This is a genomic window from Paenibacillus sambharensis (genome assembly GCF_003233845.1).
GTDB lineage: Bacteria > Bacillota > Bacilli > Paenibacillales > Paenibacillaceae > Paenibacillus_I > Paenibacillus_I sambharensis.
The window spans coordinates 153,623-167,159 of the sequence record NZ_QKRB01000054.1; the positions used below are offsets into that span (position 1 = coordinate 153,623).

Annotated in this window: 13 protein-coding genes; 12 read left to right on the forward strand and 1 reads right to left on the reverse strand. The window is 53.2% G+C overall.

What is annotated here, in order from left to right; translation table 11 throughout:
- Positions 1-61: 61 nt before the first annotated feature.
- The gene (gene ilvD / locus DNH61_RS19735) at positions 62-1,732 is read right to left on the reverse strand and encodes a dihydroxy-acid dehydratase (RefSeq protein ID WP_111148605.1); all 1,671 of its coding nucleotides are present in this window, start codon (positions 1,730-1,732) and stop codon (positions 62-64) included.
- 296 nt (positions 1,733-2,028) lie between these two features.
- Between ilvD and DNH61_RS19740 the strand changes: the two genes are divergently transcribed.
- From DNH61_RS19740 to DNH61_RS19795, 12 genes are all read left to right on the forward strand, one after another.
- On the forward strand, positions 2,029-2,334 hold the full coding sequence (locus DNH61_RS19740; protein WP_111148542.1) for an urease subunit gamma: 306 nt from the start codon (positions 2,029-2,031) through the stop codon (positions 2,332-2,334).
- 53 nt (positions 2,335-2,387) lie between these two features.
- Positions 2,388-2,756 (forward strand): urease subunit beta, encoded by a 369-nt coding sequence (locus DNH61_RS19745; protein WP_111148543.1) that lies wholly within the window; start codon positions 2,388-2,390, stop codon positions 2,754-2,756.
- On the forward strand, positions 2,753-4,465 hold the full coding sequence (ureC, locus tag DNH61_RS19750) for an urease subunit alpha (protein WP_111148544.1): 1,713 nt from the start codon (positions 2,753-2,755) through the stop codon (positions 4,463-4,465). The genes DNH61_RS19745 and ureC overlap by 4 nt, the downstream gene beginning before the upstream one ends.
- Before the next feature lie 38 nt (positions 4,466-4,503).
- Positions 4,504-5,184: an urease accessory protein UreF gene (locus DNH61_RS19755; RefSeq protein ID WP_111148545.1), complete on the forward strand. Its 681-nt coding sequence runs from the start codon at positions 4,504-4,506 to the stop codon at positions 5,182-5,184.
- Positions 5,185-5,239: 55 nt separating this feature from the next.
- Complete coding sequence (gene ureG, locus DNH61_RS19760; RefSeq protein ID WP_111148546.1) at positions 5,240-5,920, forward strand: urease accessory protein UreG; 681 nt, start codon at positions 5,240-5,242, stop codon at positions 5,918-5,920.
- A complete protein-coding gene (locus DNH61_RS19765; RefSeq protein ID WP_111148547.1) occupies positions 5,892-6,770 on the forward strand; it encodes an urease accessory protein UreD in 879 nt (292 codons plus the stop codon). The genes ureG and DNH61_RS19765 overlap by 29 nt, the downstream gene beginning before the upstream one ends.
- Before the next feature lie 203 nt (positions 6,771-6,973).
- A complete protein-coding gene (locus tag DNH61_RS19770; protein WP_111148606.1) occupies positions 6,974-7,951 on the forward strand; it encodes an EAL domain-containing protein in 978 nt (325 codons plus the stop codon).
- Positions 7,952-8,119: 168 nt separating this feature from the next.
- Positions 8,120-8,344 (forward strand): hypothetical protein, encoded by a 225-nt coding sequence (locus tag DNH61_RS19775; RefSeq protein ID WP_111148548.1) that lies wholly within the window; start codon positions 8,120-8,122, stop codon positions 8,342-8,344.
- Positions 8,345-9,493 (forward strand): GerAB/ArcD/ProY family transporter, encoded by a 1,149-nt coding sequence (locus DNH61_RS19780; protein ID WP_111148549.1) that lies wholly within the window; start codon positions 8,345-8,347, stop codon positions 9,491-9,493.
- Positions 9,459-11,024, forward strand: coding sequence for a spore germination protein (locus DNH61_RS19785; RefSeq protein ID WP_111148550.1), 1,566 nt, complete (start codon positions 9,459-9,461; stop codon positions 11,022-11,024). The genes DNH61_RS19780 and DNH61_RS19785 overlap by 35 nt, the downstream gene beginning before the upstream one ends.
- Positions 11,021-12,232, forward strand: coding sequence for a Ger(x)C family spore germination protein (locus DNH61_RS19790; protein ID WP_111148551.1), 1,212 nt, complete (start codon positions 11,021-11,023; stop codon positions 12,230-12,232). The genes DNH61_RS19785 and DNH61_RS19790 overlap by 4 nt, the downstream gene beginning before the upstream one ends.
- Positions 12,233-12,335: 103 nt before the next feature.
- A complete protein-coding gene (locus DNH61_RS19795) occupies positions 12,336-13,484 on the forward strand; it encodes a phosphodiester glycosidase family protein (RefSeq protein ID WP_111148552.1) in 1,149 nt (382 codons plus the stop codon).
- Positions 13,485-13,537 lie beyond the last annotated feature (53 nt).

Genomic DNA, 13,537 nt, shown 5'->3' on the forward strand with positions numbered 1-13,537 from the left:
ATCTCTATAATCAAAAAAACTGCCCCTTGTATCGGTCGATACAAGGGGCAGTTGCTGTATTTTAGATCTTCATAACGCCGCCCATGCTGGCATTGGTTACCAGATGGGAGTAACGGGCCAGGTAGCCGCGGCGGATCTTTGGCTCGAAGCCTTTCCACTGTGCCTTACGTGCGGCCATCTCCTCATCGCTGATCAATACGTTCATGGTACGGTTGTTCAGATCGAGTTCCACGATGTCGCCGTCCTGCACGAAGGCGATCGGTCCGCCCTCGGCAGCCTCCGGAGAAACGTGACCGATGCTGATACCGCGCGATGCGCCGGAGAAACGGCCGTCTGTTACAAGACCGACCTTCGCACCAAGACCCATACCCACGATCTGGGAGGTAGGGGCCAGCATTTCCGGCATGCCCGGGCCGCCTTTCGGACCCTCATAGCGGATAATAACAACATGCCCTTCCTGAATCTTGCCGCCTGCAATGCCGGCAAGCGCCTCGTCCTGGGAATCGAAGCAGATCGCAGGACCTTTATGATAGCCGCCGACCGATTTGTCGACTGCACCAACTTTAATGATTGCACCCTCCGGTGCGATGTTGCCGAACAGTACAGCCAGTCCGCCGCGTTCGCTGTGCGGGTTGTCAAGCGGATGGATGACATCCGTGTCCTTGATTTCCTGGCCCTGTACATTCTCGCGGAGTGTCTTGCCCGTTACGGTAATGCACTCTCCGTTAATGGCGCCTGGCTTCTTCAGCAGCTCGTTCAGAACCGCAGACACACCGCCGGCGTTATGCACGTCTTCAATATGATAATCCGATGCCGGAGCGATCTTCGCCAGATGCGGCACGCGCTCGGCAACTTCGTTAATGCGGGAAATCGGGTATTCGAATCCTGCTTCATGAGCCAGCGCCAGTGTGTGAAGTACTGTATTGGTTGAACCACCCATTGCCATATCAAGCGCAAATGCATTGTCGATGGCATCCTTCGTCACGATATCACGCGGCTTCAAGTCCAGCTTGATCAGCTCCATGAGCTGACGGGCTGATTTCTTAACAAAATCACGGCGTTCTGGAGCAACAGCCAGGATTGTGCCGTTGCCTGGAAGGGCAAGGCCAAGCGCCTCTGCGAGACAGTTCATAGAGTTCGCTGTGAACATGCCGGAGCAGGATCCGCAAGTCGGGCAGCCGTACTGCTCAAGCTCCTGAAGACCTGCCTCGTCAATTTTGCCAGCCTGGAATGCACCTACGCCTTCAAATACGCTGGAGAGCGAGATGGAGCGGCCGTCAGAGGTTTTGCCTGCTTTCATTGGTCCGCCGCTGACGAATACGGTTGGGATGTTGACGCGGAGCGCACCCATCATCATACCCGGGGTAATCTTGTCACAGTTCGGAATACAAACCATACCGTCGAACCAGTGTGCGTTGACGACAGTTTCAACGGAGTCTGCAATAATTTCACGGCTTGCCAGTGAGTAACGCATGCCGATGTGGCCCATTGCGATGCCGTCGTCAACACCGATTGTATTGAATTCAAAAGGAACACCGCCGGCTTCACGGATCGCTTCCTTAACCAGCTTGCCGAATTCCTGAAGATGCACATGACCGGGTACAATGTCGATGTATGAGTTGCAGACCGCGATAAACGGCTTGCCAAAGTCTTCTTCCTTAACGCCAGCAGCCCGAAGCAGACTGCGGTGCGGAGCTCTGTCGAACCCTTTTTTGATCATATCGGATCTCATTTTATTAGCCGCCAAGATGTTCCCTCCCTGTTCTTGTCCTGCCAATCATTTTAGCATAAGCCCGACCCATTTGCTAGGGATTTCAAGCGTTTTGTCGATTCCTGGCGGATATGAATGTGTCAGAGACCAATGAAGGGAGGATTTGGAAAGATAATGGGCCTGCTAGTCAATGCGGAATGAAGAAATTGCAAATTCAGCCATGGTATGTGTTAGTTTTCCTTACATGGAAGGTTTACTTACATGACAAAGGGGGCTATAATGGCTTTAGGAAAATCAATCAACAGGAGTGGTAGCTTATGCAGCTGACCGAACGGGAAAAGGAAAAGTTACTGGTTACAATTGCGGCTGATCTTGCAAGGCGGAGGCTTGGCAGGGGAGTCAAGCTTAACTACCCGGAGTGCGTGGCGCTGATTACATCTGAAATTCTTGAAGGTGCCAGGGATGGGATGAGTGTGGCTGAGCTGATGGAGTATGGCACAAGAATCTTAAGGCCGGATCAGGTGATGAAGGGTGTGCCCGAGATGATTCACGAGGTTCAAGTGGAAGCTACCTTTCCGGATGGGACAAAGCTTGTAACCATTCATCATCCGATTGCCGGTTAGTATATGAACAATCTAGCTTGGAAGGGATAAGAAGCCGGAGGGAGCGTGCAGCAGTGATACCAGGAGAATATAGAGTAGCAGATGGTGATATTGAGCTGAATGCCGGCCGGGCTTGGAAAGAACTGGTGATCGTCAATACCGGAGACCGTCCTGTCCAGGTCGGTTCCCATTATCATTTTTTCGAAGTTAACAGAGGGCTAGAATTCGACCGTGAAGCCGCGTTTGGGATGCGTCTTGATATTCCGGCGGGAACCGCAGTGCGGTTTGAGCCGGGTGAGGAGAAGCCTGTCCGGCTGACGGAAATCGGCGGCGCTCGGCTGGCCTATGGTCTGAATAATTTGAGCAGGGGTGAAGCGCAGAGCGGCGGAATGAGCGATGAAGTCCGGCAGCGGCTGAACGCATGGAAAGGAGACGGGTCATGAGCAGGATGGACAAGAAGAGCTATGCCCAGATGTTCGGACCCACAACAGGTGACGCTGTACGGCTTGCAGATACCGAGCTGTGGGCAGAGATTGAACGGGATTATACCGTTTATGGAGATGAGTGCAAGTTCGGCGGAGGCAAGGTCATCCGTGACGGCATGGGACAGTCTAGCGGCGCCCTTCACAGCGACGGGGTGCTTGATACCCTTATTACTAATGCAGTCATTATTGATTACTGGGGCATTGTGAAAGCGGACATCGGCATCCGGAACGGTCATATTGTCGGAATCGGCAAAGGGGGTAACCCGGATCTCATGGATGGAGTCGACGCCAGCATGGTTGTAGGGGCGGGGACGGAAGTCATCGCGGCTGAAGGCAAGATTGTCACGGCAGGCGGAATTGACGCACACATTCATTTTATCTGCCCGCAGCAGATTGAGACGGCGCTTTCCTCGGGGGTTACCACGATGATAGGCGGAGGCACGGGACCAGCGACGGGTACGAATGCAACCACCTGCACACCGGGGCCGTGGCACATGCGGAGGATGCTGGAAGCAGCAGAAGCCTTCCCGATGAATCTCGGGTTTACCGGGAAGGGCAATGCCTCCTTCACTGGACCCTTGATTGAACAAATCGAAGCCGGGGCAATCGGGCTCAAGCTTCATGAGGACTGGGGGACCACGCCCGCAGCAATTGATGCCTGTCTGCAGGCAGCTGACCAGTATGATGTGCAGGTGGCTATTCATACAGATACGTTGAATGAAGCCGGTTTTCTGGAGGATACGCTTGAGGCTATTGGTGGCCGCACCATACATACCTACCATACGGAGGGTGCCGGCGGCGGGCATGCACCTGATATTATCCGGGCGGCAGGCGAGGTGAATGTGCTCCCGTCGTCCACGAATCCGACACGTCCCTTTACCGTGAACACGATCGAAGAGCATCTGGATATGCTGATGGTCTGTCATCACCTGGACAGCCGGATTCCGGAGGATGTCGCGTTTGCGGACTCCCGCATCAGGCCGGAGACGATTGCGGCGGAAGATATTTTGCATGATTTGGGCGTGTTCAGCATGATCAGCTCGGATTCACAGGCAATGGGCCGGGTGGGCGAGGTTATTATTCGTACATGGCAGACTGCTGACAAGATGAAGCGCCAGCGCGGTCCGCTTGCGCCTGATACCAAGAGTGACAACTTCCGGATCAAGAGGTACGTGGCCAAATATACGATTAACCCGGCGATTACACATGGGGTATCGCATATCGTGGGCTCACTGGAGCCCGGGAAATTCGCCGACCTGGTCCTCTGGAGTCCAATGTTCTTCGGAGTGAAGCCGGATCTTGTGCTTAAGGGAGGCAGCATTGCCTATGCGCAGATGGGGGACCCGAATGCGTCGATTCCCACGCCCCAGCCGGTCTATGGCCGGCCGATGTTCGCATCCTTCGGTAGGCTGCTGACGACCAGCTCCATCACCTTCATCTCCCGTGCGGCATATGAGAAGGGCGTTCACGAAGAGCTTGGATTGCAGAAGCGGATTGAACCAATCCGCGGGTGCCGTGGAATATCGAAGAAGGATATGGTCCTCAATGATGCTACGCCGCTAATCGAGGTAGATCCGGAAACCTATCAGGTAAAGGTGGATGGGGAGCTGTGCACCTGTGAGCCTGCCGAGATTGTCCCGATGGCGCAGCGGTATTTCCTGTTTTGAGCAAGGCGCACACAGATGAACAGGAAGGGGGAGGGCACATGATTCCTTGGCTGGCTGTGCAGCAGCTGCTGGACTCGGCACTGCCGGTCGGCGGATTCTCTCACTCCTTCGGCTTGGAGACCTTGGTACAGGAGGGGCGGATCACGACGGTTCTGGAGCTTGAGCGATATGCCGGTGCAATGCTGCTGCAGAGCTGGGCAACGAGTGATGCGATGATTATCAAGGCTGTATATGAGTGGGAAGAATCAGGCTGGGAGCAGGTTTGGGCCATTGAGAGGCTGGTTCATGTTCAGCGGATTGGAGCGGAATCCCGCACCGGAGTGGAGAAGATGGGCCGGAGGCTAATGCAGCTTGCGGTTAGTATCCATCCGGATCTGGACTGGGAGCCGCTCAGGAAGGCGTTTGCCGAAGGACGATGCTTTGCCTCCCATCCGCTGGTTCATGGCATTGCCTGTTTGAGATTAGGTGTGACGCTTGAGCAGGCTGTACAGGGATATCTGTACACTTGTATTGTCACCTGTGTAAACAGTGCACTGCGCCTGATGTCGATGGGGCAGACAGAAGGGCAGAAGCTGATTGCGAGGCTGTCACCGCGAACGGCGGAAGCTTGGCAGCTGGTTCTGCGGATGAATCCAGCTGATGCCTATACCAATATGCCGATGTCAGAATTGGCGATGGTTCGTCACGAAACACTCTATTCACGGTTGTTTATGTCTTAAGGAGCAGGCGGGGCGAGGTGTGAATGCCTGCAATAACACACAGGGGGAATGCGCAATGTGTCAAGGACAAGGTCATCATCATCAGGAATGGGAGAAGCCGTCTCTTGACCGGTCCCGGCCGGTTCGCATTGGGATCGGCGGGCCGGTAGGCTCCGGCAAGACAGCGCTCGTCGAGCGTATCGCGAAGGCGCTCAGCGGCAAATACAATATGGCGGTCATCACGAATGATATCTATACGAAGGAAGACGCGCGTATTCTGCTGCACACAGGATGCCTGCCGGAGGAACGCATCATCGGCGTCGAAACAGGCGGCTGTCCGCATACGGCAATCCGGGAGGATGCTTCCATGAATTTCGAGGCTGTCGAGGAACTGGAAGCCCGGTTCGATAATCTTGATTTCATTCTGATTGAAAGTGGAGGAGACAATTTGGCAGCTGCATTCAGCCCGGAGCTGGTGGACCGGTTCATCTATATTATTGACGTGGCTCAAGGGGAGAAAATCCCGCGCAAAGGCGGACCGGGAATCATGCGCTCTGATCTCCTGCTGGTAAACAAAATTGATCTGGCTCCCTATGTAGGCGCCAGCCTTGAGGTAATGGAAGAGGACACGAAGAAGATGCGGGGCGACCGTCCGTATATCTTCTCCAACCTGCACGGCGGCGAAGGCGTCGACCGGATTGTGCACTGGATTGAGCATGAGCTTCAGCATGCCCAGGGCATTGCCCATTCCCACTGAGCAGCAGCGGGAGGAGAAGGTTTCCCGCACCTCCTTCCTGCGGGCGGAGTTTGACCAACAGGGCGGTAAAACGGTCATGACAGGCAAATATCAGACCGCCCCGGTCAAGATCGCCAAAACGTTCGATTACAGCGGGGAGCTAGCCGCTATTGTCATGGATGCCTCTCCGGGCATGCTCGAAGGCGATATCTACCAGTTTGACTGGCGGGCTGGTCCAGGCACATCTGTCTATGTAACGAATCAGAGCTACACGAAGGTGCATCCCTGCAAGGAAGGCGCGGGAGCTGTGATGCAGCAGCGCTTCAAGGTGGAGGAGGGTGCTCTGATGCAGAGCATGATGGAGCCGATCATGCTGTACCGCGGCGCCGCCCTGATGAATGAGTCAGAAGTGCAGCTCGGAAACGGGGCGGTATGGATGCAGGCAGAGGTGTTGAGTCCGGGACGGCTGCTGCGCGGGGAGTCATTCGTCTACCGGAAGCTGGATAACCGTCTCAAGGTTTATCATGGTGACGAGCTTATCTTCTATCAGCGCCAGCTGATCGAGCCCGGTCTGCAGCAGCTTAAGGCGCCCGGATCTTGGGAAGAGCAGACACATCTTGGCACACTATATGCCTTCTCCGACCGGATCAATGCCGGCTGGCTGGAAACTGTCAGGGCAGCATTGGAAGAGCTGCCCGAGGAAGCAGGGGCACATGCTGTGCTGGCAGGGGCAAGCCTGACAAGCAAGCATGGCTTGGGTGTGCTTGCAGCCGGCCGTACAGCCTGGCAGCTGCAGAGGACACTGCAAGCCGTATGGACGGCCTTGCGGCAGGAGAGGCTTCAAGCACCGCCGCTCCGGCTGCTGTCATAGTAACGCCGCAAATATCCGTATCAAGCTCTGCAGGGGATGGCCCCGAAGAGCTGGGTACGGATATTTGTGTCTGGTCAGATTTTTTGTCGAATAATGATGATTTATATCACAAGTGAAGCCTGTGTTCCGATATAATAGTCATACCTGACAAAATCATTGCGGGTTCCTTAATGGGCGAATCCGACGACAGAAAGGCGATTTTCATGACCGAATGCGAAAGCTGCAGCTCTGCGGCACCCTTGTATGACCAGGGAACAGTGGAATTGTACACAGCTGATCACGACCAAGTCCGGGCATATCCCTATAAGAGTAAGGAAGAGCTGTTTCATCTTCTGAAGCGCTTGCAGGCGGAGGAGGAAGGCCGGCTTGTCCGGGTTACGGGTGAATCGGACCCTTACCGTTCCCGCACAGCATTTCTCCCAGTTCATTATTATATGCAGCGGCTGGATCATAGTGATATGGTCAGTTTAATCAGTGCAAGACAATTTACGAGTCACATGCAGCCCATTTATGAGGCGTCCGGCGGTTCTGTGTACGGGTATGAATTTCTGCTCCGGCCGCTGCCGGAAGGTCCTGAGTTCAAGCCCTATGAGCTGTTCGAGACTGCCAGACGGACAGGCCTGCATTCCTTTCTGGACCGTCAGGCCCGAATCAGTGCCATTGAGGTGGGTGCGGCACTGGTTCCGAGGGGCAGGAAGCGGTTTATCAACTTTCTTCCTTCATCCATCTATAATCCGGATTACTGTCTGAGCCACACGTTTGCGGCTATCAAAAGACTGGAACAGGATCCGGCTGATTTTGTCTTTGAAGTCGTTGAGACGGAGAAGGTGGAGGATGTGGAGCATCTGAAACGCGTCTTCAGGGTGTACCAGGATAACGGTGTTCAGGTGGCGCTGGACGATGTAGGCCAGGGACATTCGACCCTGGCGCTCCTGAAGGAGCTGAAGCCTGATTTTATTAAGCTCGACCGTTCTCTTGTAGACGGCTGCCACCAGTCCCTGGAACAACAGGGGAAGATTGGCGCGATCCAGAGCCTGGCGGAAGCTTATGGCGGCATGGTATTGGCCGAAGGCATAGAGAAAGCAGAGGAATGGGAGTTCTGCAAGAATGCGGGTATCCAGCTCGGACAAGGCTATCTCTTCGGAAGGCCTTCCCCTGCGCCTGTGGAACCGAACAGCTAACCTGAACGAAAGTATTGGTGCGGCAGGCCGCGGGCTGTCAGGATGAGATCATCCGGCAGTCCTTTTTATTTTGTCTGCATGCGCCAGCCAGCTTGTTGTAAATACCCGCATGGAAAGTTAAGTTTATGCTCACACTACGAAATATTGGATGGAATAAGGTGATGACCGATGGTTTCGTTAGTGTCCGCTGTTCTGCTTCTCTTGCTGATGTCAGGGTTGGCCGTTATGGATGCTTTCATCTATAAAATGCCGTTAATGGAAGCGGTGGAGATGCTCTGGGTTGACAATTTGCTCAAGGGTGAGGCGCTGCTTCTGCTCTACATACCGGCAGTACTCGCGTGCGCCGCTGTCATTGATTTTAGACGCTGGCGGGCAAGGAAGGAGGGAAAATAGATGACTACTCCGCTGCTGGAGCGCATCTCCATATGGCAGCTGTTCGTGCTTGTTTTTCTGTTTCAGGTGGGTTCAGCCATTGTTGTAGGGGCTGGCGCTGCTGATGCCAAGCAGGATCTGTGGATTGCCGAGCTAATGGGATGTTCGATTGGTCTTGTCCTCGTGCTGATCTATGTTTACATCCTACGCCTCAAGCCGGGGAGCAGTCTCTATGATATTCTGTCCGTTACCTTCGGCCGCTGGCTGGCAACGCTGTTTGCGGTCCTTTATATCCTGTATTTCTTTTACATAGCAGGCCGCGTCCTGCGTGATTTTACAGAACTGCTCATCATTGACGTCCTGCCGGAAACGCCGCTGGAAATTGTGACCCTGCTGTTTATTCTGACGGTGATCTATATGGTCTATATGGGAATGGAGGTACTTGGCAGAATGTCGGAGACATTTGTGCCGTATTTCATTACCTTTGTTCTGCTTATTACGTTATTTCTAATCGCCGGTCAAGACATCAAGCTCGAAAACCTGCTGCCGGTATTAGGGGATGGATGGGATCCTGTCATGAAGGTCGTTTTCCCTGAGCTGATAACCTTTCCTTATGGAGAGACCGTTGTTCTTATGGTCATTATGGCCCACACTACCCATCCAGGCTACATGCCGCTTACCGCTCTGCTTGCGACCATTCTGTCAGGTGCGGTGCTATCGTACCATTCCGGCTTGATGGTCGCTGTGCTTGGCGGGGATATGGTCGCCAGATCGACCTTTCCCCTGCTCAGTGTTGTCCGCGAAATCTCGATCGCGAACTTTATCGAGCGGCTGGACGCGCTGGTTGTTTTTATCATGATGGTCGGCATTTTCGTTAAAGTCAGCCTGTTTTTCTACGGCGGGTTGAAAGGATTGGAGTTTCTCACCCGTATACCGTATCGGCATTTTGTTCTTCCCTGCGGGTTAATGGTAGGGTTTCTGTCCATCATTATTGCTGGTAATTTTGCGGAGCATATTGAAGAAGGGGTGGAGATCGTGCCCGTATTCCTTCATGTTCCTTTCCAAATCATCATTCCGGTGCTGATGCTTGCCGTACTGCTGATACAACGCTGGAGGCAGAGGAGGGTGAAACGTCATGGATTCAGGAGAACGTTACAGAAGTGGAAGTGACCGACCGTTAACGGGCAGCCTTGAAGAATGCCGCCGGGAGTTTAATGAACTCTTCGGGGAAACGAAGGATCTTCGGCTGGAGGAGCTGCAAATCGGCCAGAAGCAGGCAATGCTCTGCTACCTGCTCACGATCACGGATGCGCAGCTTCTTACTCAGAGGGTACTTCAGCCTATCGGCCAGCTCCCCAGCGATCAATCGGTTGCGGGTACTGATGAACTGGAGATGCTCTGTGCCAGGATGTTAGGCGGCTCTGCCCACATAATCATTCAGACGAATCAGGATGCTGTCCAGAAGATGCTTGAAGGCTACAGTGTGATATTCATTGAAGGGGTTGGTGCCGCCGTCGCTGTCTTCACGGAAGGGGGCGGCCAGCGGGGGATCCAGGAGCCAACCACTCAGACCATTGTAAAAGGGCCCAAAGACGGCTTCGTGGAAGATCTCCGAACCAATCTGAGTTTGCTGCGCAAGCGAATCCGGAATCATAAGCTCCGGATCGAGACCTTCACGATCGGAACAGACACGGGCACTAACGTTTGCCTGGTTTATATGAAGAGTATAGCCAATGAAGGTATTGTTGATGAGGCGCGCAAGCGGCTGAGCGACATTCATACGAATGCTATTTTTGAGACGGGGAATATCGAGGAATTTATCGCGGACAAAACGCTGACGCCGTTTCCAACTGTTTACAGTACAGAACGTCCAGATGCCGTATCGGCTCATTTGGTATCCGGCAAGGCTGCTATCCTGGTGGACGGTACGCCTTTTGCCATTACATTGCCGACTGTATTTAATGATTTCATGGTCGCACCGGAGGACTACTACCAGTCCTTTCTGATGGGCAGCTTCCTCCGTTTCATCCGGTATCTGTCGTTTATGTTCGCACTGATGCTGCCGTCACTGTATGTCTCGGTCATTACTTATCATCATGAGCTGATTCCTACACCGCTGCTCATCTCCGTTATTGCCCAGCGGGAGGGAGTGCCCTTTCCTGCTGTCGTGGAAGCCTTCCTGATGGAAGTAACCTTTGAAATCTTGCGTGAAGCGGGTGTGCGAATGCCCCGGGCAGTGGGCGGTACCATCTCGATTGTAGGCGGCTTGGTCATTGGGCAGGCTGCTGTTGAAGCGGGAATTATCTCCAATACGATGGTAATTGTTGTAGCCCTGACCGCCATCTCAAGCTTCGTTGCCCCATATTATATATTCTCGATCAGCTCCAGGCTGCTTCGCTTCGGGCTTATTGTGCTGGGAGGCGTGTTCGGCCTGTATGGCGTGTTCCTGGGGCTTATGGTCATGGTTGGGCACCTCTGCAGCCTCCGGTCCTTTGGTGTGCCTTATCTGGCACCTATTGCTCCCTTCATTCTGAAGGATCAGAAGGATATCTTCTTCCGTCTTCCGGTCTGGGCTTCCAAGCTGCGGCCGCAAATGCTGAAGCCGGCAGGTGCCGTCAAGCAGCAGGAGAGTGAATCGCCCTCTCCGCCGCCTATGTATCCTTCAGAAGGAAAAAGCAAGCGTAAAGGTGATCCGTCATGATCAGGCGCCTTGTTCTGCTGCCTGTCCTGATCTTGTCGTTGCTTTGCCAGACGGGATGCTGGGACAGACGGGAGGTGAATGAAATGTCCGTCGTAACTGGAATGGCGATCGATGCGGGTGAGATTAAGAAGTATAAGCTTACGGTTGAAGTGATCAACAGTCCGGAGCTGAATCAGAAGAAGGGCGGAACAGCTGCGCCGGCGATTGTATATTGGCGAGAAGGGGATACGATAGCCGAGCTTGCGCAAAAAATGAATACCGGAATGACCAGGGAGCTTATATTCTCGCATATGCGCCTGCTCGTAATCAGCCTGGATGTGGCCCGTGAAGGACTGTTCGATTTCTTTGACTACATGGAACGAAGCCGTGAAGTCCGCAACGACTTCGAAATTGTCTTGGCACGCAAGTCTAGTGCCGCGGATGTGCTGCAGATTACCTATCCGGTACAGAAGGTGCCGTCCATGAAGCTCAACACGCAGATGCAGACGCTCAAAGAGGAGTGGGGCGGGGACCCGGATATCAGGCTGGAGGATATGGTTATTTCACTGATGTCTCCGGGACGGGAGCCGATCATGTCCATTGTCCGGATACGCGGTTCATCCGAGCAAGGGAAATCAACTGGCAATATGGAAAAGGTGTCGCCGGATGCGTTCGTATTTGTGGATGGACTTGGGGTATTCAGGGAAGACAAATATGTCGGGTCGCTGCCGGTCGAAGATATACCCTATGTTCTGCTTGCGGATAACAAGCTGAAGCAGACCGTTATTTCGGCAGCTTGCAAAGAGGGCGTCAAAGAGAAGTTTACCGTGGACTTGAAGGAGACGGGCGCAAAAATAAAGATGTCTGTAAAAAATGATATTCCGCAAATTGAGCTGAGCGTTGAGGTTGAAGGCCAGCTGGATGGAACCGAGTGTCCAGATGACCTTAGTAAGAAGAACATTTACCAAAGCTATGAGAGTCGGATAGAGACCGTGCTTGCGCAGCGGTTGAAGAGTGTAATCGAACGTGTCCAGTCCAAATACGGGAGTGACATATTCGGCTTTGGAGAAGAGATGAACAGGCAGCATCACAGCTACTTCAAGAAAGTTAAGGGACGCTGGAATGTTCTGTTCAGCAAGGCAGCTGTCTCTGTTAAGGTGAATGCGAAGCTTCGCCGGGCCGGTCTTGTAACCAACACATTCAAGGCTGTTCAGAAAAAGGAGGGCTGATTCTAAGTGACGCGAAGAATGTATTAGCCTAAAATCTTCCTCCCTCTGTGCCGATATAAAACTAGGGTGAGAACCACTAGAGATAACACGGAGGAAGTTGAGTATGAAACCGATTCGCAGTCAAATTATCGTTTGGACCGTATTCATGTCATTGCTGCTTGGTGCTATGCCGGCGGCGGCAGGAACCAAGCTGTACGGCTACAATGATCCGAAGACTAACCGGACATTCGTGCCGATCCGCTTCATCAGCGAGCAGACAGGCGCCAAAGTGCAGTGGAACAGCAAGGAAGGCAAGATTGTCATTCATAAAGACGCAAAGCAAATTACGCTCTATGTAGGCAAGACACAGGCTTCAGTTGATGATAAGAAGGTAACGCTTGATGACAAGCCTTTCACCGAGGAGGGGGTTGTATATGCGCCGCTTAAGTTCATCTGCCAAAACCTTGGGTTAAGCGCCAAGATGGATGGGGCCACTTCCTCTCTCTTCGTGACTTATCAGGAGGACACCTACAAGCTGCCTGTAATCAATAAAGGCGTGAAGGTAAGCAGCGGGGAACCGCTTAAGCATGCGAAGCGTTCCTTCAAGGTGGGCGGATCTTCGAAGGCAGTTAACATCGTGACGGTATCTCTTCTGCATCCGTCTATTGACTTGTCTGTAGGTATTGCAGGAGGGACGGTAGGGCGTGTTGAGGAGCTGAAGACGTTAGCCTCACGCCATAAGGCAGTCGTTGCAATGAATGGAACATACTTCGATGCCTATTCGGATGAGAGTTACAAAGTACCGTATGGCTGGATTGTTGATAAGGGCGAAATCAAGAAGAAGAGCTCGGGTGACAGGAGAACTGTCTTCCTCTTTGACGAGATGAATCGTGCCGAAATGATCGCGGGCCGCTCATTTCCAGAGCGTTTCGAACAAGGTGATGTAGACGGCGCCCTACAGGTTGGGCCGCGGCTTGTAACCAATGGCAAGATCACGCTTAATGTCACAGAAGAGGGCTTCCGTGATGCGAAAATATTAACGGGCGGCGGAGCGCGGAGCGCTATTGGCCTGACCCGTGACCATAAGCTGCTGCTCGTAACAAGCAATGGCGCGACCATTCCTCAGCTGGCGAGCATTATGCAGCAGGCAGGGGCTTATCAGGCGATGAATATGGATGGCGGCGCTTCGAGCGGTTTATACTATAAGGGCAGCTATATTACGACACCTGGACGCCAGATCAGCAATGCGCTGCTTATTACCCAAAGTCGTTAACAAATCTAATAATTTTTACAATAAAAAGGTTAATGATTTTTTCGCCGGTTTCC

What these genes read in the sequence shown, in the direction of transcription:
- DNH61_RS19740 (WP_111148542.1), top strand. Translation starts at nt 2,029, where the DNA reads ATGCAGCTGACCGAACGGGAAAAGGAAAAGTTACTGGTTACAATTGCG.
- ureG (WP_111148546.1), top strand. Translation starts at nt 5,240, where the DNA reads ATGTGTCAAGGACAAGGTCATCATCATCAGGAATGGGAGAAGCCGTCT.
- ureC (WP_111148544.1), top strand. Translation starts at nt 2,753, where the DNA reads ATGAGCAGGATGGACAAGAAGAGCTATGCCCAGATGTTCGGACCCACA.
- DNH61_RS19775 (WP_111148548.1), top strand. Translation starts at nt 8,120, where the DNA reads ATGGTTTCGTTAGTGTCCGCTGTTCTGCTTCTCTTGCTGATGTCAGGG.
- DNH61_RS19770 (WP_111148606.1), top strand. Translation starts at nt 6,974, where the DNA reads ATGACCGAATGCGAAAGCTGCAGCTCTGCGGCACCCTTGTATGACCAG.
- DNH61_RS19785 (WP_111148550.1), top strand. Translation starts at nt 9,459, where the DNA reads ATGGATTCAGGAGAACGTTACAGAAGTGGAAGTGACCGACCGTTAACG.
- DNH61_RS19780 (WP_111148549.1), top strand. Translation starts at nt 8,345, where the DNA reads ATGACTACTCCGCTGCTGGAGCGCATCTCCATATGGCAGCTGTTCGTG.
- DNH61_RS19795 (WP_111148552.1), top strand. Translation starts at nt 12,336, where the DNA reads ATGAAACCGATTCGCAGTCAAATTATCGTTTGGACCGTATTCATGTCA.
- DNH61_RS19765 (WP_111148547.1), top strand. Translation starts at nt 5,892, where the DNA reads ATGCCCAGGGCATTGCCCATTCCCACTGAGCAGCAGCGGGAGGAGAAG.
- ilvD (WP_111148605.1), bottom strand. Translation starts at nt 1,732, where the DNA reads ATGAGATCCGATATGATCAAAAAAGGGTTCGACAGAGCTCCGCACCGC.
- DNH61_RS19755 (WP_111148545.1), top strand. Translation starts at nt 4,504, where the DNA reads ATGATTCCTTGGCTGGCTGTGCAGCAGCTGCTGGACTCGGCACTGCCG.
- DNH61_RS19790 (WP_111148551.1), top strand. Translation starts at nt 11,021, where the DNA reads ATGATCAGGCGCCTTGTTCTGCTGCCTGTCCTGATCTTGTCGTTGCTT.